19 protein-coding genes are annotated in these 20,755 nt (G+C 72.0%); 4 read left to right on the forward strand and 15 right to left on the reverse strand.

The annotated features are described in order from the left end of the window. Nucleotides 1-134: 134 nt before the first annotated feature. From ACLIBK_RS00885 to ACLIBK_RS00895, 3 genes are read right to left on the reverse strand one after another with little or no spacing between them, the layout of a single operon-like run. Nucleotides 135-1,343, reverse strand: coding sequence for an alpha-hydroxy acid oxidase (locus ACLIBK_RS00885; RefSeq protein WP_415385320.1), 1,209 nt, complete (start codon nt 1,341-1,343; stop codon nt 135-137). Then, entirely contained in the window at nt 1,344-2,333 is a 990-nt protein-coding gene (locus ACLIBK_RS00890) for a Bug family tripartite tricarboxylate transporter substrate binding protein (RefSeq protein ID WP_415385321.1), read from the reverse strand. Beyond that, nucleotides 2,330-3,301, reverse strand: coding sequence for a ketopantoate reductase family protein (locus ACLIBK_RS00895; protein WP_415385322.1), 972 nt, complete (start codon nt 3,299-3,301; stop codon nt 2,330-2,332). The genes ACLIBK_RS00890 and ACLIBK_RS00895 overlap by 4 nt, the downstream gene beginning before the upstream one ends. Before the next feature lie 102 nt (nt 3,302-3,403). Here ACLIBK_RS00895 and ACLIBK_RS00900 point away from each other — a divergent pair, with 102 nt between their 5' ends. Next, nucleotides 3,404-4,231, forward strand: coding sequence for an IclR family transcriptional regulator (locus tag ACLIBK_RS00900; protein ID WP_415385323.1), 828 nt, complete (start codon nt 3,404-3,406; stop codon nt 4,229-4,231). A 13-nt stretch (nt 4,232-4,244) separates the two neighbouring features. Here ACLIBK_RS00900 and wrbA read toward each other — a convergent pair whose 3' ends face one another. From wrbA to ACLIBK_RS00920, 4 genes are all read right to left on the reverse strand, one after another. After that, complete coding sequence (gene wrbA, locus ACLIBK_RS00905) at nt 4,245-4,844, reverse strand: NAD(P)H:quinone oxidoreductase (RefSeq protein WP_415385324.1); 600 nt, start codon at nt 4,842-4,844, stop codon at nt 4,245-4,247. Nucleotides 4,845-4,960: 116 nt separating this feature from the next. Next, the gene (locus ACLIBK_RS00910) at nt 4,961-5,737 is read right to left on the reverse strand and encodes an N-acyl homoserine lactonase family protein (RefSeq protein ID WP_415385325.1); all 777 of its coding nucleotides are present in this window, start codon (nt 5,735-5,737) and stop codon (nt 4,961-4,963) included. Next, nucleotides 5,734-6,492, reverse strand: coding sequence for an SDR family NAD(P)-dependent oxidoreductase (locus tag ACLIBK_RS00915; RefSeq protein ID WP_415385326.1), 759 nt, complete (start codon nt 6,490-6,492; stop codon nt 5,734-5,736). The genes ACLIBK_RS00910 and ACLIBK_RS00915 overlap by 4 nt, the downstream gene beginning before the upstream one ends. Further along, nucleotides 6,492-8,066 (reverse strand): ABC transporter substrate-binding protein, encoded by a 1,575-nt coding sequence (locus ACLIBK_RS00920; RefSeq protein WP_415385327.1) that lies wholly within the window; start codon nt 8,064-8,066, stop codon nt 6,492-6,494. Before ACLIBK_RS00920 ends, ACLIBK_RS00915 begins: the two co-directional genes overlap by 1 nt. 91 nt (nt 8,067-8,157) lie before the next feature. Between ACLIBK_RS00920 and ACLIBK_RS00925 the strand changes: the two genes are divergently transcribed. Then, nucleotides 8,158-9,147 (forward strand): D-2-hydroxyacid dehydrogenase, encoded by a 990-nt coding sequence (locus tag ACLIBK_RS00925; protein ID WP_415385328.1) that lies wholly within the window; start codon nt 8,158-8,160, stop codon nt 9,145-9,147. An 82-nt stretch (nt 9,148-9,229) separates the two neighbouring features. Here ACLIBK_RS00925 and ACLIBK_RS00930 read toward each other — a convergent pair whose 3' ends face one another. The 6 genes from ACLIBK_RS00930 to ACLIBK_RS00955 all read right to left on the reverse strand — a co-directional run bounded on the left by ACLIBK_RS00930 (nt 9,230) and on the right by ACLIBK_RS00955 (nt 16,593). After that, nucleotides 9,230-10,429 carry a phosphoglycerate kinase gene (locus tag ACLIBK_RS00930; protein WP_415385329.1) on the reverse strand — a complete coding sequence of 400 codons (1,200 nt, stop codon included), beginning with the start codon at nt 10,427-10,429 and terminating at the stop codon, nt 9,230-9,232. A gap of 13 nt (nt 10,430-10,442) precedes the next feature. Further along, nucleotides 10,443-11,483: a type I glyceraldehyde-3-phosphate dehydrogenase gene (gene gap, locus ACLIBK_RS00935; RefSeq protein ID WP_415385330.1), complete on the reverse strand. Its 1,041-nt coding sequence runs from the start codon at nt 11,481-11,483 to the stop codon at nt 10,443-10,445. Between the two features lie 30 nt (nt 11,484-11,513). Then, on the reverse strand, nt 11,514-13,460 hold the full coding sequence (tkt, locus tag ACLIBK_RS00940) for a transketolase (RefSeq protein WP_415385556.1): 1,947 nt from the start codon (nt 13,458-13,460) through the stop codon (nt 11,514-11,516). A 298-nt stretch (nt 13,461-13,758) separates the two neighbouring features. Further along, nucleotides 13,759-15,006 carry a Zn-dependent hydrolase gene (locus tag ACLIBK_RS00945; RefSeq protein WP_415385331.1) on the reverse strand — a complete coding sequence of 416 codons (1,248 nt, stop codon included), beginning with the start codon at nt 15,004-15,006 and terminating at the stop codon, nt 13,759-13,761. Between the two features lie 112 nt (nt 15,007-15,118). Continuing rightward, nucleotides 15,119-15,757, reverse strand: a complete 639-nt coding sequence (locus ACLIBK_RS00950; RefSeq protein ID WP_415385332.1) for a glutathione S-transferase family protein — start codon at nt 15,755-15,757, stop codon at nt 15,119-15,121. An 80-nt stretch (nt 15,758-15,837) separates the two neighbouring features. Further along, complete coding sequence (locus tag ACLIBK_RS00955) at nt 15,838-16,593, reverse strand: peptidoglycan-binding protein (RefSeq protein ID WP_415385333.1); 756 nt, start codon at nt 16,591-16,593, stop codon at nt 15,838-15,840. Between the two features lie 194 nt (nt 16,594-16,787). On the opposite strand from ACLIBK_RS00955, the gene ACLIBK_RS00960 reads away from it, so the two are divergent. Continuing rightward, nucleotides 16,788-18,008, forward strand: a complete 1,221-nt coding sequence (locus ACLIBK_RS00960; RefSeq protein ID WP_415385334.1) for a class I SAM-dependent rRNA methyltransferase — start codon at nt 16,788-16,790, stop codon at nt 18,006-18,008. 45 nt (nt 18,009-18,053) lie between these two features. Here ACLIBK_RS00960 and ACLIBK_RS00965 read toward each other — a convergent pair whose 3' ends face one another. Together ACLIBK_RS00965 and ACLIBK_RS00970 are read right to left on the reverse strand one after the other, a co-directional pair. Continuing rightward, the gene (locus tag ACLIBK_RS00965; protein WP_415385335.1) at nt 18,054-18,845 is read right to left on the reverse strand and encodes a 3-hydroxybutyrate dehydrogenase; all 792 of its coding nucleotides are present in this window, start codon (nt 18,843-18,845) and stop codon (nt 18,054-18,056) included. A 38-nt stretch (nt 18,846-18,883) separates the two neighbouring features. Further along, nucleotides 18,884-20,311 carry an FAD-dependent oxidoreductase gene (locus ACLIBK_RS00970; RefSeq protein ID WP_415385336.1) on the reverse strand — a complete coding sequence of 476 codons (1,428 nt, stop codon included), beginning with the start codon at nt 20,309-20,311 and terminating at the stop codon, nt 18,884-18,886. 290 nt (nt 20,312-20,601) lie between these two features. On the opposite strand from ACLIBK_RS00970, the gene rpmH reads away from it, so the two are divergent. Next, the gene (rpmH, locus tag ACLIBK_RS00975; RefSeq protein ID WP_415385337.1) at nt 20,602-20,736 is read left to right on the forward strand and encodes a 50S ribosomal protein L34; all 135 of its coding nucleotides are present in this window, start codon (nt 20,602-20,604) and stop codon (nt 20,734-20,736) included. Nucleotides 20,737-20,755: the final 19 nt, after the last annotated feature.

The following is a 20,755-nucleotide window of genomic DNA, read 5'->3' on the forward strand; positions in this document are numbered from 1 at the left end:
GCAAGGCGTGATAGGTTCGGAAAAGGTGCCGCGGCCACCGGAGGCCGCCCGGGCAGCCGGAACGGCCCTCGCACCGGTCATGGGCAATGGTCCCCGGCGCTGCGAGGCGACCGCCGCTGTGGTCCATCACCGTTCTAGGCTCTCCGGAGTTCCGGCGGCCGTGGCCGCCGTTCCGGTTCCGCCAGCGGGTCCAGGTCTGCCGGCACGACGCAGTCGCGCCCGACCTCCGCCACGTCGGCGCGCCCGAGCAGCCCGAGGTCGCGGTCCAGCTCCGCCCGCAGGATGGCGATGGCGCGCCGCGCTCCGACTTCCCCCGCCAGCGCCGTGGCGTAGAGCATAGGACGCCCCACCAGCACCGCGCGCGCGCCCAGTGCCAGGGCCTTCAGCACTTCCGTGCCGCGGCGGATGCCGCCGTCCAGCAGCACCGTCATCTCCCCGGCCTCGCGGCAGATCGCGGGCAGCACGCGCAGCGGTGCCACGGCGTGGTCGAGCTGCCGGCCGCCGTGGCTGGACACGACGATGCCATCCGCCCCGGCATCCCGCGCGCGGCGGGCGTCGTCGGGCGACAGCACGCCCTTGACCACCAGCGGCCCCGGCCAGCGCCGGCGCAGCCAGTCCAGGTCCTCCCAGTCCAGCGCCGCGCGCAGGTGGCGCGAGGCGGGGGCAGGGGGGCCGATGAAGCGGGCGCCACGCTCGGCTTCCATGTTCTCGTAGCGCGGCACGCCGTCGCGCAGCAGCGTCTGCCCCAGCGTGCCGAACAGCCAGCGCGGCCGCGCCAGGGAGTCCAGGGCGAGGCGCGGCCCCACGCGCAGCGGTACGCCGAAGCCCACGCGCGCGCAGTCCTCGCGGTTGGGGGCCAGCGGCACGTCGGCAGTGACCACCAGCACGCGCAGCCCGGCCTTGCCGACCCGGTCCAGCAGCCGACCGAGCGCGAGCCGGTCCGCCGGCAGGTAGCCCTGGTACCAGGCGCGCGGCGCTTCCTCCGCGATGCGCTCCATCGGCACGCAGGACACGCCGCTCAGCACGAAGGGAACACCCTCCGCCGTCGCGGCGCGGGCCAGCAGCAGGTCCGCGTCCCGCGCGCAGAGCGCCATGCCGCCCATCGGCGCCACGCCGAAGGGGGAGGTGTAGCGCTCGCCGAACAATTCCACCGCCTGCTGCCGCACCGACACGTCGCGCAGCACCCGTGGCTGCAGCGCCAGGGAGGCGAAGGCCGCCCGCTGCGCCCGCTGCGCCGCGCCGCTTTCCGCACCGCCGGACACGAAGGTGTACACCCCCCGCGGCAGGTGCCGGCGCACCGCCGGCTCCAGCTCCTCCAGCGTCAGGATGCGGCGCGGGTCCACTCAGCGCTCCAGCTGCAGCCCCGCCCGCTTCGCCACGTCGCGCCAGAAGGGGATGCGCTCGGCGATGTAGCGCGAGAATTCGGCGCGCGGCTGGGGCGAGGGGGTCATGCCCAGGGCCTGCATCTTCTCCTTCAGGTCGGCCTCGGCCGAGATGCCGTCGCACAGGCCGGCCAGCCGGTCCACGATCGCTGCCGGCGTGCCGGCCGGGGCGAAGAGGCCGCTGAAGGTGTTGGCGTCGAAGTCGGGGTAGCCCTGCTCGGAGATGGCGGGGATGTCGGGGAAGTTCGGGTCGCGCGTCGGCGACAGCACGGTCAGCGCGCGGATGCGCCCGCCCTGCAGGGCTGCCGAGATGGCGCCCGTGTCCATCACGCCGATATCCACCTCGCCATTGGCGGCGGCGTTGATGCTGTCCGCGGCGCTGCGATAGGCCACGAAAATCATCCGGGTGCGGGCGCGCTGGTTCAGCAGCTCGGTCGGCAGCTGGAACGCCGCGGAGGAGGTGCCGTAGGTCAGGCCATCGGGCTTGGTGCGGCCGGCCTCCAGCAGCGCGTTGAGGTCGCGATAGGGGCTGTTGGCGCCCACCACCAGGGTCACCGGCACCACCACCATGCGGCACACCGGCATCAGGTCGCGCATGCTGTCGTAGGGCAGCCGCTCATAGGTGGCGGGGTTGTAGACGATCGGCCCCATGGCGCCGAGCAGCAGCGTGTAGCCGTCCGGGCGCGCGGTGGACACGGCTTCCGTGCCGACGATGCCCTGGGCGCCCGCGCGGTTCTCCACCACCACGGGCTGGCCGAGCTTCTCGCCGAGCTTCTGCCCGTAGAGACGCGCCAGGATGTCGTTGGTGCCGCCGGCCGCATAGGGCACCACGAGGCGCACCGGCCGGTCCGGCCACTGCCCGCCGGCGCCCTGCGCACGCACCAGCGACGGTGTCGCCAGCGCCAGCCCCGTGCCGCCGAGAACCCGACCGAAGTCGCGCCTGGTGATCATGCCCCGTTCCCTTCCTTCTCTGTTTCCCGGCGCCGCTGCGCCGCATATTCCAAGCCCTTGGTCAGCCGAAACACGGCGCGGCAGTTCGGCACCGGGATGCCCAGCCGCGCCGCCTCGCGCACCACGAAGCCGGTCAGCTCATCGACTTCCAGCGGCGCGCCGCGCGCCACGTCCAGCGCCATGGAGCCGGCATGGCGGGAGAGTGGTGCCTGGCCGGTGCGGATCTTCTTAACGAAGTCCATGGGATCGAAGGCCAGGGTGCCACCCAACGCCTCCACCACGGCGATACACTCGGCTGCCATCTCGTCGATCAGCTCGCGGACTTCGGGGACCTCGTAGCGCGCGGCGTTGTTGCCCAGTAGCAGCGCGCCCACAGGGTTCATCACCGCGTTGAACACGAACTTGGACCACACGGCGCCCATCGGTTCGTCCAGCACGGTGGCGGACAGGCCGGCATCGTTCAGCAGGGCGCCGAGCCAGCGCAGATCCGCCGCATCGCCGCGCACCGGGCCGAGCCAGATGGCACCGTCGATCAGGTGCTCGACCTGTCCAGGGCCGGCGAAGCGCCCGGCCTGCATGGCCACGCCGCGGGCGACGGGCAGGTCGCTCAGGGCGCAGAGCGTTTCGGCATTGCCCATGCCGTTCTGCAGGGTCACCAGCCAGGGGCGGCCTTCCAGCACCGGCAGCAAGGCGCGGGCGGCGGGTTCGGTGGCGGCGGATTTCACCAGGAAGATCACCGCGTCGAAATGCTGCCCGGCGAGTTCGGTCGCGTTCGGCACCGCCTCAATGCGCGCGGTGGCCGCCGTCACGCCCGTCAGGCGCAACCCCTCGGCGCGAATGGCCGCGACATGGGCGGCATCGGTGTCCAGCGCCACGACCCGAGCCAGCGGCGCGAGCTTGGCCGCGAGGACGCCGCCGATGGCGCCGCAGCCCACGATCAGCACGCTCTTCGCCGCGGATGCACCCATGCCGACGCGCTTCTCCTGCCCCGTGCACGGCGGTCTGCGCCGCCGCGCCTGCGCTCTACGTTCTCGATTGTCTAACGAAGTTCGTCAATGTCTAATGACGGCGTGCCCAGGACGAAACCGCTCCCGGCGGAGGATGCCGCCGACCGACGCTCCATCCAGTCCATCACCGTCGGCTTCGCGCTGATCCGCACGCTGGAAGCGAGCGCCCGGCCGATGCCGCTGAAGGACCTCGCCGCGGCCTCCGGCATGACGCCGGGGCGGGCGCATGCCTATCTCGCCAGCTTCCGTGCCCTGGGGCTGGTGCGGCAGGCGGGCGAAGGGGAACGCTACGAGCTGGGACCCTACGCGCTGGCGCTCGGCCTCGCGGCGCTGCGCCGGCTGGATGTGCGCGAGGCGGCGGAAGCGCCCATGCAGCGCTTCCATACGGCGATCGGGGAAGGGATCTACCTGTCGGTCTGGTCCGGGCAGGCGCCGGTGATCGTGTCGCGGCTGGACGGGGCGCATTCGCTGCCCTTCTCCATCCGCGTGGGGCATGCCCTGCCGCTGGAAAGTTCCGCCACCGGGCGGGTTTTCCTGGCCTTCCTGCCGGAAGCACGCCGGCAACTGGCGAGCCAGCGGGTGGCCACTGCCCCGGCAACCCTGGAAGCGCTGCTGGAGGAGGTTCGCCGCTGCCGGTTCGGCCGGGCGGACAGCCTGATCCACGCCGGCTTCAACGCGCTCTCCGCGCCAATCCTGGACCACGAGAACCGGCTGGCGGGCGCGCTGACCGCGCTCGGCCCGGCCGGCGAGCTGGATATCGCGCTGGGTGGCACGGCCGCTGCGGCGCTGGCCGAGGCGGCCGGGGCGATCTCGGCGGCGCTGGGGAGTTCTGCCGCGCCCAGCGCCGGGACCAGGGCCGGCAGCCTGGCCCCGGCCGCGTCGGGCGATTAGCGAGGGCCGGCGCTCAGCCGACCAGCTTGGCCGCCACCCGTGCCACATGCGCGCCCTGGAAGCGCGCCATCTCCAGCTCGCCCACGCTGGGCTGCCGCTGGCCCTGGCCGCCGGCGATGGTGGAGGCGCCATAGGGGCTGCCGCCGGTGATCTCGTCCAGCGTCATCTGCTGGGCCGCGGTGTAGGGCAGGCCCACCACCACCATGCCCATGTGCAGCAGCTGCGTGTGGATCGCCATCAGCGTGGTTTCCTGCCCGCCATGCTGCGTGGCCGTGGAGGTGAAGGCCGCGCCCACCTTGCCCACCAGCGCATTGGTGAACCACAGCCCGCCCGTCTGGTCCCAGAACTGCGCCATCTGCGACGCCATGCGGCCGTAGCGCGTCGGGCTGCCGACGATGATCGCGTCGTATTCCGCCAGTTCCTGCGGGGTGGCCACGGGGGCGGCCTGGTCGGCCTTGCCACCGGACCTGGCGAAGAACTCGGCGGGCATCAGCTCCGGCACCCGCTTCACCACCGCCTCGGCGCCCGCGCTGCGCGCGCCTTCCGCTACCGCATTCGCCATCGTTTCGAGGTGGCCGTACATCGAGTAGTACAGCACCAGCACCTTCGCCATCGGATCTCTCCCGTTCCTGTGCGTCGCAGGTTGGGTCCCGAGGGTCGGGCGAACCAGGGGTGAGAGGTGGAATCCCCATTGCCCCCGGTGATGATCATCATCGCACCGGCGCGACGTCAGTCCAGCCGGGCGATCCAGCCCTCCGTGCCGTGCCGGGCCGGCGGGTGCGCGTCCACCACGGCCACGTCATGGCCGGGGATCACGGCCTCGGGGCCGCCGGCTTCCGCCAGCACGCGGTCAAAGGCGTCCAGCGCGTCGCCCACATGGAACAGGGCAGGGAAGGGCACCCGACGCCGGAGGTTGGCGTGCAGCGCCACGGCATCCCCCGCCAGGCACAGCCGCCCGCGCCGCGTCGGCAGCGCCAGGGCCTGCAAGCCGTCCGTGTGGCCCCCGAGGTGGAAGGCCGACAGCCCGCCCGGCCCCGTCCAGTCTCCGTCGTGCAGCACCAGCCGCCCGTCATGCAGCAGGGGCAGCATGGCGGCGATCTCGGTGGTTTCGTAGCCGGCCCGCAGCACGGCATGGCGCATGGCCGGGCCGGTGACATAGGCCATCTCGCGCGCCTGGAGATGAAAGCGCGCGCGGGGAAACAGTGCCGTGCCGCCAGCATGATCCCAGTGCAGGTGGGTTTGCACCACCTCCGTCACCTCCTCCGGCGCGACGCCCAGCGCCGCCAGCGCCGTGGGGATGCTGCCGCGCACCGGCTTGTTGAGGCGCTGCAGCACGGCCGCGTCGGCGCCGGTATCCACCATCACCACGCCCGCCGGCCCGCGCAGCAGGAAGGCGTGGTAGGCGGTGGGCATCGGCGCGTCGCCGCCGAAGGCGTCCAGGAAGCAGCGCGCCGAGGTCCGGCCGGGATCATCGGCGTAGCGGATGGCGTAGACTTCCCAGCTCACGCGCGCGATCCCATCAGCGACAGCCCGCCATCCACGGTGAGGGTGGTTCCCGTGACGTAGGACGCCAGCGCGCTGGCCAGGAACACCACCGCCCCCGCCACGTCCTCCGGCCGGCCGAGCCGGTTGGCCGGGATCAGCGCCAGCTTCGCGGCAATCCAGTCCGGGTCGTCGTGCCGGGCGCGGTTGATCTCCGTCAGGATGGTGCCCGGCGCGATGCCGTTCACCGTGATCCCTTCGGCCGCCAGCTCCAGCGCCAGCTGCCGCACCAGCCCGCCGATGCCGGCCTTGGCGCTGCCATAGGCCACCAGCCCGGGATTGGGCATCCACTGGTTCACCGAGGAGGTGATCACGATGCGCCCGCCAGTCCCGGCTGCCCGCATGATCCCCGCCGCTTCCCGCGCCAGGGCGAAGGGCGCCACGAGATTGACCTGATGGACGCGGCTGAACTCCGCTTCCGTGGTGTCGGCCAGCGGCTTGCGTAGCAGCACCGCGGCATTGGCCACCAGGATGTCCAGCCCGCCCAGCGCCGCCGCCGCCTCGTGCGGCAGCCGTGCCGCCGCCCCGGGTTCCGCCAGGTCGGCTTGCAACGCCACGCCGCCGCATTCCGCCGCCAGCGCCGCCGCCGCCTCGGGCTGGGCGAGGTGGTGCACGGCGACCCGGACCCCCGCCGCCGCCAGCGCGCGCGCCGCGGCGGCGCCGATGCCGGCCGTGCCGGCGCCGGTCACCAGCGCGCGCTTGCCCTCCAGCCCCAGCATCAGCGGGCCTGCCGGACCTCGATCGCCAGCGTTTCCTCGTCGGCGCGGGTGGTGAAGCGCACGCGGTCGGCGCGGCCTGCCCAGATCGCCTCGAAGGTCAGGATGGGCACCACGAGGTTGCGGCTCATCAACCCTTCCATGGATTGCTCCAGCACCGCGCGCCGGCGGTTCTCGTCCAGCACCCGGCGGCCTTCCTGGATCAGTTGGTCCAGCTCCGGCTCGGCGATGCCGTTGGTGTTGATGGCGCCCAGGCCCAGCTCGCGGTTCGGGCTGTGCACCTGGCTGGTCAGGAAGTAGCTGCTCTCGCCCGTCAGGCTGCCCCAGCCGGCGGCGTGCAGCGGCCAGTCGCGCCGCGCGCGGGCCGGGAAGAAGGTGGCGCTGGGCTGCGCGCTCAGGTCGATGCGGATGCCGATGCGCTGCAGCTGCTGCGCCACGGCCTCACAGATCTTGCTGTCGTTGACGAAGCGGTCGTTGGGGCAGGCGAGCTGCGTCCCGAAGCCGTTGGGATAGCCGGCCTCGCGCAGCAACGCGCGGGCGCGCTCCGCGTCGAAGCGGGCCGGAGGAATGCGGGAGCTGTAGCCGAGGAAGCCTTCCGGCACCGCCTGATTCGCGACGCGGGCGCGGCCTTCCATCAGCCGGTCCACGATTACCTGCCGGTTGATGCCCAGGCTGAGCGCCTCACGCACCCGCGGGTCCTGCCAGGGGTTGCGGCCCAGCGGCTGGCCTTCGGGGGTGCGGAGGTTGTTCGGCGTCGGCTTCTCGACTTCGGGGTAGAGCATGTAGACGTAGGCGGAGGGGCCGGCGAAGACGCTGAAGCGGCCGTTGCCCTCCTTCTCCAGCCGCGACACGTCCTGCAGCGGCACGTAGTTGATGAAGTCCACGTCGCCCGAGATCAGCGCCGCCACCCGCGCGCCGTCGTTCGGGATAGGGCGAAAGCTGACGCGCTGCCATTGCGGCTGCCCTTCCGGCAGGCCGCCGTGGAAGTTCGGGTTGCGCTCCAGCACCAACGGCTGGCCGGGCTGCCAGGAGGAGAAGCGGTAGGGCCCCGTGCCGATCGCCGCCGCGCCGGTGTTGAATTCCGCTGTGGTCCGGTTCCCCTTGGCGGAGGACACGATGAAGATGTTGGACAGGTTGGTGGGCAGCAGGGGCGAGGGCCCCTCGGTGATGAAGCGGACCGTCAGCGGGTCCACCACCTGCACTTCCTTGATGCCCTGGATATAGGTGGAATAGGGGTTCGGGTTGCCGGGGATGGACGGCACGCGGGCGATGGAGAAGCGCACGTCTTCCGCGGTGAAGGGGCTGCCATCGTGGAAGGTCACGCCCTCCCGCAGCTTGAACTCCCAGGTCGTCTCGTCCACCGCGCGCCAGCTCGTGGCGAGGCCCGGCCGGACCTGCAGGCTGGGGTCGCGCGTCAGCAGCGTGTCGTAGATGTTGCGCAGCGCCGAGGTGTTGGTGCCCAGCAGGTTGAACTGCGGGTCCATCGTGCTCGGCTCCCCACGCGTGCCGACGCTGAGGTTCTGCGCCGCGGCCGGCAGGGCCAGCATGCAGGCGAGCATGGATGCGGTGAAACGCATGTCGATGAAATTCCCGCTAGGTTCGTTTCCGACATCGCAGCCGCTTCGCCCCGGCCTGTCAACGCGCTCCTGGCCATGCGACGTTCCATGGATGCGATTGCACATCCAGAATCCGCCGGGCAGCGAACACGCGGTGACCCGCGCGCAATGGGATGCGGCCGTCGCGCGCCACCCCGAGATGGCCGGCCTGCAGGCCAGCATCGCCGAGGACGCAGCCGGGCTGGACGCCGCGCTGCCGGACACGGAGGTGCTGCTGACCTTCACCGGCGTGGCGCGCCGCCATTTCGCGGGCGGTGCCCTGCATGGGGCGGCACCGAAGCTGCGCATCGTCGCCTTCACCTCGGCGGGGCTGGACCGGCTGGCGCCCTTCGACTGGGTCCCGCCGGGCGTTTCGGTGCTGAACAACAGCGGCGCCCACGGCGACAAGGCCGGCGAGTTCGGCATCATGGCGATCCTGATGCTGCGCAACCACCTGCCGCATTTCATCGACTGCCAGCGTCAGGGCCGCTGGCACCAGTGGCTGGCACCCAGCCTGTCCAGCAGCACGCTGGGCATCCTCGGGCTTGGCGCGCTGGGCTCGGGGGTGGCGAAGCGCGCCAGGCAGTTCGGCATGCGCGTGCTGGGCATCCGCGGCACGGCACGACCGCATCCCGATTGCGACGAGGTCTTCGGTGAGGCCGAACTGGACGCGGTGTTGCCGCGCTGCGATTTCCTGATGATTACCTGCCCGCTGACCGACCGCACCCGCGGCATGGTGTCGCGCGCCCGGCTGGCGCTGCTGCCTGTTGGGGCAGGGGTGGTGAACATCGCCCGCGGCGCGATCTGGGACCAGGAGGCCGCCTGCGACCTGCTGGAGGCCGGGCACCTGTCCGGCTGCGTCACTGATGTCGCGGTGCCGGAACCGCTGCCGCCCGACCACCGCCTGTGGCGCACGCCGGGCATGGTGGTGACGCCGCACATGTCGAGCGACGATCCGACGATCTACAACGACCGCACGCTCGACATCCTGTTCGAGAACCTGCGCGCGGAGCGGGACGGCAAGCCGCTGCCGAACCGGGTCGATCCGGCGAAGGGCTACTGACGCCCGCCGCGCCTCTCCGAGGCGCGGCCGCGGACCGCCGAAGCCTCCGGCCCGATCCTCGCGGACCGGGCCGCCCTCCTCATCAGGCCGCCGTTTCCAGCGCTGCGACTCCCGGCAGGGTCTTGCCTTCCAGCCATTCCAGGAAGGCACCGCCGGCGGTGGACACGTAGGTCATCCGCTCCAGCACCCCGGCATGGCGCAGCGCCGACACCGTGTCGCCGCCGCCGCCGATCGACTTCAGCCCGGCCGAGGTGCCCAGCGAGGCCACGGCCTGCGCCACCGCCACCGTGGCCGTGTCGAAGGGCGGCGTTTCGAAGGCGCCCAGCGGCCCGTTCCACACCAGGGTGGAGGCCTGCCGCAGCCGGTCCTCGATCACCGCCACCGTGTCGGGGCCGACATCCAGCGCCATCATGTCCGCGGGCACGGCTTCCGCCGGCACGGTGCGGGTGGCGGCATTGGCCTCGAAGCGGGATGCCACCACGAGGTCGCGCGGCAGCAGCACCTCGCAGCGCGCGGCCTTGGCCTCGTCCAGGATGCGCAGCGCGGTGTCGTGCATCTCGGCTTCCTGCAGCGACTTGCCCATCGGGTGTCCCTGCGCGGCCAGGAAGGTATTGGCCATGGCGCCGCCGATCACCAGCACGTCCACCTTCTTCGACAGGTTGCCGAGCAGGTCGAGCTTGGTGGACACCTTGGAGCCACCCACGATCGCCACCACCGGGCGCGACGGGTTGCCCAACGCCTTGTCCAGCGCTTCCAGCTCCTGCTGCATTAGCCGGCCGGCATAGGCGGGCAGCAGCTTGGCGACGCCCTCGGTGGAAGCGTGCGCGCGGTGCGCCGCGGAAAAGGCGTCGTTGACGTAGACCTCGGCCAGCTTGGCCAAGCCCTGCGCCAGCGCCGGGTCGTTCTTCTCCTCGCCGGCGTGGAAGCGGGTGTTCTCCAGCAGCAGCACCCCGCCATCGGCCAGGGCGGCGGCAGCGGCCTCGGCCGCGGGGCCGACGCAGTCCTCCGCGAAGGCCACGGGCTTGTTCAGCGCGCGGGACAGCGCCGCGGCCATCGGCCGCAGCGACATTTCCGGCACCACCTTGCCCTTGGGCCGCTCGAAGTGGGAGCAGACGATCACCCGGCCGCCCTTGTCGGCCAGTTCCTTGATCGTCGGCACCAGCCGCTCGATGCGGGTGAAATCGGTGATCTGCCCGTCGCGGACGGGCAGGTTCAGGTCGGCGCGCAACAGGACCCGCTTGCCGCGCGGGTCGAGGTCGTCGAGCGTGCGGAAGCGGGCCATGTCCAGGTCTTCCTTACAGGCTGCCGAGCAGGGCGGCGGTATCGCTCATGCGCGACGAGAAGCCCCACTCGTTGTCGTACCAGCTCATCACCCGCACCAGCGCGCCGTCCACCACCTGGGTCTGAGTCGCGTCGAAGGTCGAGGAATGCGGGTCGTGGTTGAAGTCCACGCTCACCAACGGCGCGGTGTTGTAGCCGAGGATGCCCTTCAGCTCGCCCTCGGAAGCCTCCTTCATGGCCGCGTTCACCATCTCCTTGGTGACGCCCGTGGCCTTCAGGTTCACGTCCAGCGAGATCAGCGACACGTTGGGCGTGGGGATGCGGATGGCGGTGCCGTCCAGCTTGCCCTTCAGCTCCGGCAGCACGAGGCCCACGGCCTTGGCCGCGCCCGTCGAGGTCGGGATGGCCGAGACGGCCGCGGCGCGGGCGCGGTGCAGGTCCTTGTGCAGCGTGTCCACGGTGTTCTGGTCACCCGTGTAGGCGTGGATGGTGACCATGTAGCCGCGCAGGATGCCGAACTTGTCGTGCAGCACCTTGGCGACGGGCGCCAGGCAGTTGGTGGTGCAGGACGCGTTGGAAACGATCTTGTGCTCGGGGCGCAGGACCTTGTGGTTCACGCCGTAGACGATGGTGGCCTGGGCGGACTCGTCGGCCAGTTCCTCGCCCCAGGTCACGGGGGCGGACACCAGTACCTTGCGCGCGCCGGCCTGCAGCAGCTTCGCGGCATCGGGCGACTTGGTGAAGATGCCCGTGCACTCGGCGGCCACGTCCACGCCGGCCCAGGGCAGCTTGGTCGGGTCGCGCTCGGCCGTCACCTTGATCGGCTTGTGCGTCTTGCCGTGCGCCGAGATGATCAGGCTGTCGCCCTCGACGCGCACTTCGCCGGGGAAGCGGCCGTGGACGCTGTCGTAGCGGAACAGGTGGGCATTGGCTTCGATGGAGCCGAGATCGTTGATGTGGGTGAACTCCACATCGTCGCGCCCGCTTTCCATCGCGGCGCGCAGCACCAGGCGACCGATGCGCCCGAACCCGTTGATGGCGACCTTCACGGCCATGTCTCGGCTTCCTTCTTCTGTTCTGTGGAACTAGTTCAGCCGGCGTCGAACGGCGGCGGTGATCGCCTCCGCCGTGATGCCGAAATGCGCGTAGAGCTGCTCGGCCGGGGCGCTGGCGCCGAAGCCGGTCATGCCGACGAACAGCCCGTCGCGGCCCAGCCACTGGTCCCAGCCGAAGCGCAGCGCGGCTTCCACGCCCACGCGCAGCGCGTCGCCCAGTACGGCCTGCTGGTAGCTGCTGTCCTGCAGCGCGAAGAGCTCCCAGCAGGGCAGGGACACCACCGCGGTGGGCAGGCCTTCCGCTTCCAGCGCCTCGCGCGCCGCCATGGCGATGTGCACCTCAGAGCCGGTGGCGATCAGCGTGGCGCGCCGCTCGCCGGAGGCTTCCGCCAGCACGTAGCCGCCGCGGGAGGAACGGTTCTCGCCGGCATCGTCGCGCAGCATGGGGAGGTTCTGCCGACTCAGCGCCAGCACGGAAGGCCCGTCGGCGCGGCGCACCGCCAGTTCCCAGCATTCCGCGGTTTCCAGCGCATCGGCCGGGCGGAACACGTGCAGCCCGGGCAGGGCGCGCAGCGAGGCCAGGGTTTCCACCGGCTGGTGCGTCGGCCCGTCCTCGCCCAGGCCGATGCTGTCATGCGTCAGCACGTGCACCACGCGCTGCTTCATCAGGCAGGACAGGCGCAGCGAGGGGCGCAGGTAATCGGCGAAGACCAGGAAGGTGCCGGAATAGGGCAGCAGCCCGCCATGCAGCGCCATGCCGTTCATCGCCGCGGCCATGCCGTGCTCGCGGATGCCGTAATGCACGTAGCGGCCGCCGAAATTGTCCGGCGAAATGGAGGGCACGCCCTTGACGTTGGTGTTGTTGGAACCCGTCAGGTCGGCCGAGCCGCCGATCATCTCCGGGATCGCCGGCACCAGCACTTCCAGCGCCCGCTGCGAGGCGATGCGGGTGGCGATCTTGGGCTTGTCCTCGACCAGCTTGGCCTTATAGGCGGCAAAGGCTTCCTGCCAGCCTTCGGGCAGCTTGCCCGCCACGCCGCGCTCGAACTCGGCGCGCTGCGGGTGCTTGTTGAGCCGCTTGAGCCAGGAGCGGCGCGTGCCACCGCCACGGCGGCCGGCGCTTTCCCACTGCTGGCGGATGTCCTCGGGGATCTCGAAGGGCGGTGCGTCCCAGCCCAGCGCTTCCTTGGCGCCGCGCACCTCGTCGGGGCCCAGCGCGGCGCCGTGGCTGGCCGCGGTGCCGGCCTTCTTGGGTGCCGCGAAGCCGATAATGGTGCGGCAGGCGATGATGGCCGGCTTGCTGCTCTTCTGCGCCCAGGCCAGGGCGGCGGCGACCTCGGCATGGTCGTGCCCGTCTACCCGGCGCGTCGCCCAGCCATAGGCGCGGAAGCGCGCCAGCACGTCCTCCGAGAAGGAGATGGCCGTGTCGCCGTCGATGGAGATGTGGTTGTCGTCCCACAGCACGCAGAGCTTGTTCAGCTTCAGGTGCCCGGCCAGCGAGCAGGCCTCGTGGCTGATGCCTTCCTGCAGGTCGCCATCCGAGGCGATCACCCAGGTCCGGTGGTCCACCAGCGACTTGCCGAAGCGGGCCGCCAGGATGCGCTCGGCCATCGCCATGCCGACCGCCGTGGAAATGCCCTGGCCCAGCGGGCCGGTGGTGGTCTCGATGCCCGGATGCTCGCCGAACTCCGGATGCCCGGCCGCGGCGGAGTGCAACTGCCGGAAGCGCTTGATCTCCTCGATCGTCATCCCGGCCTGCCCGGTCAGGTGCAGCAGGGAATAGAGCAGCATCGACCCGTGGCCGGCGCTCAGCACGAAGCGGTCGCGGTCCGGCCAGCGCGGATCGTCCGCGTCCATCTTGAGGAAGCGCGTCCACAGCACGGTGGCGACATCGGCCATGCCCATGGGCATGCCGGGATGACCGGACTTGGCGGCTTCCACCGCGTCGATCGCCAGGGCCCGGATCGCGTCGGCCATGCGGCGTTCCGGCGTGGCGGGCCGTGCCAGGATGGCGGCCTGGGCCGCCAGGGCGGGATTCGGCGGCGCGGGTGCTTGGGAGTCCGGTTCGGCAGTGGCCACGGTGTAGTTCTCCAGGCGCAGGCCGCTATAACCACGGCCCGGCAGGCTGCCAACCCTGGTACCCCTCCCGGCATCCCCGCCGCGCCCGGGGCGCATCCCTGGACGCGCCACGCCGCCACGCGCCCGGGCCCGTTCCTGGACGGGTCCTTCCGGCGCTTTCCCGGTCGCCAGCCGGCGCGGCGGGCCGCGTCCCCGTTCAGCCGATCGGGCGGTTGGCGCGCGTCAGCACGGCCTCGAACAGCACCTGGCAGCCGGCTTCCGCCTCGTTGGGCTCGATGCTCTCGGCCTCGTTGTGCGACAGCCCGTCCTTGCAGGGCGTGAAGATCATGGCGGTGGGCACGTGCCGGGCGACGTAGACGGCGTCGTGCCCGGCCCCGCTGGTGATCTCCCGCGCCGGCAAGTGCAGCCGCGCCGCCGCCTGCCGCACCAGGTCGACGCAGCCGGAGTCGAAGGGCTGGCGCGCGATGCGGAACAGCTCCGTCAGTTCCAGCTGCAGGCCGCTGCCTTCCAGCGCCGCGGCGGTCAGGCGCGGGAAGCCGTCGGCCAGCGCTTCGATCTCGGCATCCTCGGGGTGGCGGAACTCCACGGAAAAGCGGACCTCGCCGGGGATGACGTTGCGGCTGTTGGGCAGCACGTGCAGCTCGCCCACCGTGCCGCGGCCATCCTCGCCGCGCTCCCGCATCAGCCGGTTCACCAGGGCGATCACCTCCGCCGCGCCCACCAGCGCGTCGCGCCGGGCGGAAGGGGGCGTGGTGCCGGCATGGGCGTCCTGGCCCAGGATGCGCGCGTCCCACCACACCATGGCCTGGGCGCCCGTGACGATCCCGATGGCTTTGCCTTCCCGCTCCAGGATCGGGCCCTGCTCGATATGCAGCTCGAAATAGCTGTCGGCGGGGAAAGGCGCGGCGGGGTGCTCGCCCCGGTAGCCGATCCCGTCCAGCGCCTCGGCCACGCTCACCCCTTCGGTGTCGCGTAACCCGTAGGCTTTGTCCTGGGGAAAAACGCCGGCCCAGACGCCGCTGCCCATCAGCGAGTGGCCGAAGCGGCTGCCTTCCTCATCCGTCCAGTTCACCAGTTCCAGCGGCGCCTCGGTGCTGATGTCCAGCGCGTGCAGGGTGCGCATCACCTCCAGCCCCGCGAGCACGCCCAGCGCACCATCGAACTTGCCGCCCGAGGGCTGGCTGTCCAGGTGCGAGCCGAACAGCACCGGCAGGCGCGAGGGGTCCCGCCCTTCGCGCCGGGCGAACATGTTGCCGATGGCGTCCACCCGGACGGTCAGCCCGATCGCCTCGCACTCCGCCCGGAAACGGTCGCGCCCCGCCTTGTCCACCGCCGTGAGCGTCAGGCGCCGCACGCCGCCCTTGGGGGTGGCACCGATCGCCGCCATGTCCATGAGGCTGGTCCAGAGCCGCCGCCCGTCGATCCGCTGGTTGGTGCCGGACACCCTGCCTCCTGCCGCTGCGCCGTTCCGCGATGATGCCCGGCCTGGGGTTGCAGGCAAGCGCGCCGGAAGGGCAGCGCGCACCGGCGTCATGCCCGGGCGGACTCGCCGGGGTTCAGCGGGCGAAGGCGTAGGGCCCGCCGCGCTCCAGCGCCCGCCGGTAGGCCGGGCGGGCCTGCATGCGCCCGAGCCAGTTCCACAGCTTCGGCCGGTCCGGCCCCAGTCCGCCCCGTGCCACGGACACCTCCACGGGGAAGCTCATCTGCACGTCCGCTGCGCTGAAGGCGTCGCCGGCAAAGTGCCCACCGTCCGCCAGGGAAGCTTCCATGTAGTCGAGATGGGCGCGGATCTGCTCCTCGACCCGCGGCAGGATCGGACCCGCGGCCTCGCCCAGCCGGCCGAGGTAGAGCTTCAGCAGCAGCGGCGTCATCGCCGTGCCCTCGGCGAAGTGCAGCCAGTGCAGGTAGCGCCGATGTTCCGGCGTGCCGCGCAGCGGCACCAGCCGGCCCGCGGTGTCGAAGCGTTGCAGCAGGTCCTCGATGATCGCCCCGGTTTCGGCCAGGGCCGGCCCGTCATCCTCCTGGATCAGCGGCGACTTGCCGAGGGGATGCACCTGCCGCAGCTCCGGCGGGGCCAGCATGGTCGCCGGGTTCCGCTCGTAGCGCACCACCTCGTAGTCGGGGATGCCCAGCTCCTCCAGCAGCCACAGCACGCGTTGGGAGCGGGAACTCTCGAGATGATGGACGCGGATCATGGCGTTTGTTCCTGCGAAACCGGCTCGCAGGGTCGCCCCGGCGGCCGGTGGGCGGAAGCCCCTTTCCGGCCGCGGAACCCTCAGTGGCGGATCGTGGCGGGCCAGCGATAAGCGAGCACCTGCGCGTTGGCCGGCACCTTGAAGGTGCTGACGGTGACGCCCTCCGTCCTCTTCGCCTTGTCCTTGTTGGCGACGCCCTGGTTGCCGCCCAGCAGCTTGATGGTGGTGGGTCCCCATCCCGCCAGGAAGCCGACATGGCAGCCGGAGGTGGTGACCCCGGGATCGGCATTGTTCAGCTTGATCACCGTGATGGCGCCCAGCCGCCGCGAGGTTTCCTTCAGCCCGATGCCGTAGTCCTTCCAATGGTAGGCCCGGGCATCGCGCCCGGCCGGGCAGCCGGCCTGGGTCAGGCACCAGTTCACGAAGCAGGCGCACCAGGCGGTGGAGTCCGACTCCATGCCGGCCTCCCACTGGAAGCGCTTGAAGTGGCTGGCCAGCGACTGAAGGTACTCCAGGACACGCGGGCTGCTGCCGTTGCCCTTGATCTCCTCCACCCCGATCTCGGCGGTGGCGATGTCGAACCAGAGCGGCACCTTGCCGTCGGCCGCGGTCAGACGGAGCGGCGTGTCGCGGCCCTGCATGCCGCCGCCGGCGGGGAACTGGAAGGCACCGGTGGCGGGCAGCCCGACCTTGGCCTGCCAGGCCTGCACGGCCCGCATGGTCTGGGGGCAGTAGAAGCCGGTGGCGAGCAGCCCGGCATTCATGGACGCGTTCAACGCCCGCTGCAGCGATTGCACGTGGACGCCGTTGGAGCCGGGGATCGCAGCCTTCTGCATGGCACGCCTTCAAGGATGTTGATGATCGGCAATGAATGAGGGCAGCGTGGTATTTCGGCGGGGCATTCCCGTCCATCACCCGTTCGGGTGAGACCTGCGGTCCTCCTCAACGATCCTTCCCGGCTGCGGCGAGGCGGGCGCCTGGTCGCCCCGCATGGACAGCGTGCCGCCCCATCGGCATGGTCCGGCGCCTCATGACGGCTTCCCCCATCACCTCCACCGAGGCGTTTCCGGCCGAGCGGCCGGTGCTGCGTCTGCTACCCGGGCGCGACCGCCGCGCCCGCACGGGGCATCCCTGGGTCTTCTCCAACGAGATCGCGATGACGCCGGCGGCCAAGGCGCTGCCGCCCGGCAGCGCCGTCACGGTGGAAGCGGCCGACGGCACGCGCTTCGGCTCCTTCCACTTCAACCCGCACAGCCTGATCGCTGCCCGGCTGCTGTCGCGTGAGCCGCGGGCCAGCCTCGACGCCGGCTTCTGGCGCGCCCGCCTGGCCGAAGCGCTGAGCCTGCGGGAGCGCCTGCGCGACGTGCCCTATTACCGCCTCGCCCACGCCGAGGCGGATGGGCTGCCGGGCCTGGTGCTGGACCGCTACGGCGACGTGGTGGCGCTGCAGGCCAACACCGCCGGCATGGAGGCTGCCACCCCCGCGCTGCTGGAAGCCCTGCTGGACCTGCTGCCGTTGCGCGCCGTGCTGGCCCGCAACGATGCCGGGGTGCGCGCCTTGGAAGGATTGCCGCTGGAAAGCCGGTTGCTGCACGGCACGGAGGCCGCCACCACGATCGAGGAAGGCGGCGTCACCTTCACCGTGGACCCGCTGGGCGGACAGAAAACCGGCTGGTTCTTCGACCAGCGGGAGAACCGCGCCCGCGTCGCCGCCCTCAGCCGCGGGCAGAGCGTGCTGGACGCTTTCTGCCACACCGGCGGCTTCGGCCTGCAGGCGGCGCGCGCCGGCGCCAGCCGGGTCACCCTGCTCGACCGTTCCGAGCACGCCCTGGCCACGGCGCGCGACACCGCCGAGCGCAACGGCCTGGGCGACCGGGTGGAACTGCTGCGCGGGGAAGCCATGGACACCCTGGCCCGGCTGGGAACCGAGGGCCGTCGCTTCGGCGTGGTGGTGTCGGACCCGCCCGCCTTCGCCAAGTCGCGCAAGGACCACCCGGCGGCGCTGCGCGCCTATGAGCAGCTGGCCCGCCGCTCCGCCGTGCTGGTGGAGCCGGGCGGCATCCTGTTCATCGCCTCCTGCTCGCACCATGTCGGCTCGGGCGAGTTCACCGACGTGGTGCTGTCCGGCGTGTTTCGCGCCCGGCGGGAGGCCCGCATCCTGGCCCTGACCGGCGCCGGCCCGGACCATCCCGTGCACCCGCTGCTGCCCGAGAGCGCCTATCTCAAGGGTGTGCTGCTGCACCTGCGCTGACCCGCCCGGCCAGCGGCCAGACGGGTCGCGCCGGCGTCCCGGTGGTCAGCCCGCCGTCCAGCCGCCGTCCACGGACAGCGCCGCGCCGGTAAGAGAGCCGCTGTTGGGGCCGCAGATATAGAGCGCCATCTGCGCGACCTCCTCGATCTCCACCCACTTCTTGCTGGGCTGGCTGTGCAGCAGCACGTCCGTCAGCGCGTGCTCGGCATCCAGCCCTTGCGCCTGCATGATGGCGTCGACCTGCTTTTCCGCCAGCGGGGTGCGCACGAAGCCCGGGCAGATGGCGTTGCAGGTCACGCCGGAGCGGGCGGTTTCCAGCGCCACCACCTTGGTCATGCCGACGATCCCATGCTTGGCCGCGACATAGGCCACCTTGTTGGGCGAGGCCACCAGCCCATGCGCGGAGGCGATGTTCACCACCCGGCCCCAGCCGGCTTCCTTCATCCCCGGCAGCAGCGCGCGCGTGGCATGGAAGGCGGAGGACAGGTTGATCGCGATGATCGCGTCCCACTTTTCTTCCGGGAACTCCTCCACCGGGGCGGTGAACTGGATCCCGGCATTGTTCACCAGGATGTCCACGCGCCCGAGCTCGGCCTGCGCCTGGGCGCACATCCTGCGCACCTCGCGCGGGTCGGACAGGTCGGCGGGGGAATAGGGGGCATCTTCGCCCATCAGCTTGAACAACTCGGCCCGCGCCTGATCGATCTGCCCGGGCGCGCCCAGGCCGTGCAGCATGACCTTGGCGCCCGCGGCGGCGAAGGCCTGCGCGATGCCGAGGCCGATGCCGCTGGTGGAGCCGGTGACCAGGGCCGTGCGGCCTTGCAGGGTACGTTCCATGGGGTCCGTTCTTCCGATCGGGGGAGGGGTGGCGCTGCCTAGGGCAGCAGCCGGGCGAGGCGCGCGAGTTTGCGCGCCCAAGGGCCGGTGACCAGGGGGGCGTAGAATTCCGCCGCCGCCCGCTTCGTTCCTTCCGCCAGGGTGGGGGAGGGAAGCGCCAGCGCTGCCAGGGCGGAAAGCCGCGACCGCTGCGCCACCAGCCTCTGCAGCAGCCCTGCCATCTCCGCTGCGTCGGGCGCCAGCACCCCGGCCCCGAGCAGCCGGCCGCGCGAATCCGCCACCAGCTTCACCAACCCGCCTTCCAGCCCATCGGCCGCGGCACGGTCGGTGGCGGAAAGCGGGAAGCGCTGCGTGCGGACCTCGTGCCCGGCAGCCGCGGCCGCCTCGGCCGTCAGCCCGACCTGCAGCAGCGCCGGCGCGGTGAAGGTGGTGCGGGGCAGGGGGCGGGCGGAAAGCCGCGCCGGCAGCTGGAACAGCAGCGAGCGCAGCAGCAGCCCGGCATGCTCAGCTGCCGTCGCCCCTGGATGCTGCGGGCCGGCGCCCGCCGGATTCGCCGCGCTGCCCGCAGCCCAGACGCGCCGGTTGCTGGGCGAGCGCAGCGCCGCGTTCGTCTCGACCCCCAGCACGGAAAACCGCACCCCGCCCACCGGCAGGTCCAGCGGCGCCAGCCGGGGCACCCGGCCCAGCGCCAGCACCAGGTGCGTGCCCGTGACCCGGCGCCCATCGGCCAGCAGCAGCTCCAGCCCCAGCTCCTGCCGCGCCACCCGCACTGCGGGCTGCCCTTCCAGTACGGTGATGCCGTCCCGTTCCAGCGCGTCCCGCAGCCCCAGGGCGAGGTCCGGGTCCTCCGCCGGCGCGAAGCGCTCCGCGGCCACCACCGTGACGAGGCAGCCGAGCCGGGCATGCGCCTGCGCCAGTTCCAGGGCTTCCGGCCCGCTGCCCAGCATCAGCAGGTGTCCGGGCGGCTGTTCCAGCTGCAGCAGCGTGTCGGGCGTGAGCGCCGACACCTCGCCCAGCCCCATGAGATCGGCCGGCACCAGCGGCTCGGACCCGGCGGCGATCACGCAGCGGCGGAAGCGCCAGCTGCGCCCCCCGGCCTGCAGGCTGCGGGGACCGGCGAAATAGGCGGCGGCGCGCACCACCTCCACGCCCATGCCGGCGAAGCGGGCTTCCGAAACCTCCGGGGCCACAGCCTCCGCCACCGCCCGCAGATGCGCCCGCACCGCGTCCCAGTCCACCGCGAGATCCGCCGCCCGCACCCCGAATCGGCCGCCATCGCGGATCGCCTGCGCGGCCTGCGCGCAGCGCAGCAGCGCCTGCCCGGCCAGCCCGCCGCCGTGCAGGCGGCGTCCGCCCATGCGGTCGCGCTCAAACAGCGTGACACGCAGGCCCAGGGCGGCGGCCAGCGTGGCCACGGCGGTGCCGGCCGTGCCGGCGCCGATCACGGCGATGTCGGTGTCGGGCATGGGGCGGGATACTCGTTCCAGCGTGGCCGCCCGGGGGCGGCGCGGTTCAGGGCCGCCGCCACCGGCCCGGCCGCCACACGGCGGGCAGGCGAAGGGCCCGGTGCGGCGGGGTATCGGTTGACGGCGTGGACACGCCCTCCCTATACAGCGCCACCCGCGCCGGGCCACGCCCCTGGGCGCTGCCCGCGTGCCCGATGTCCGAACCCGTTCGGCAAGGGCCTGCGGTTGCCGTCCCCGGGGTGTGCGGGCCACAACCCCGGCCGCCTTTCTTCGCATCGGAGCCACGTGCCGTGAAGCGTACCTATCAGCCCTCCAAGCTCGTCCGGAAGCGCCGGCACGGCTTCCGCAGCCGCATGGAAACGGTCGGTGGCCGCAAGGTCATCGTCAACCGTCGCGCCAAGGGCCGCAAGCGCCTTTCGGCCTGACGCGGCGGCAACCCGCGGT

Origin of the sequence: Roseomonas sp. BN140053 (assembly GCF_047690175.1) — a bacterium.
GTDB lineage: Bacteria > Pseudomonadota > Alphaproteobacteria > Acetobacterales > Acetobacteraceae > Roseomonas.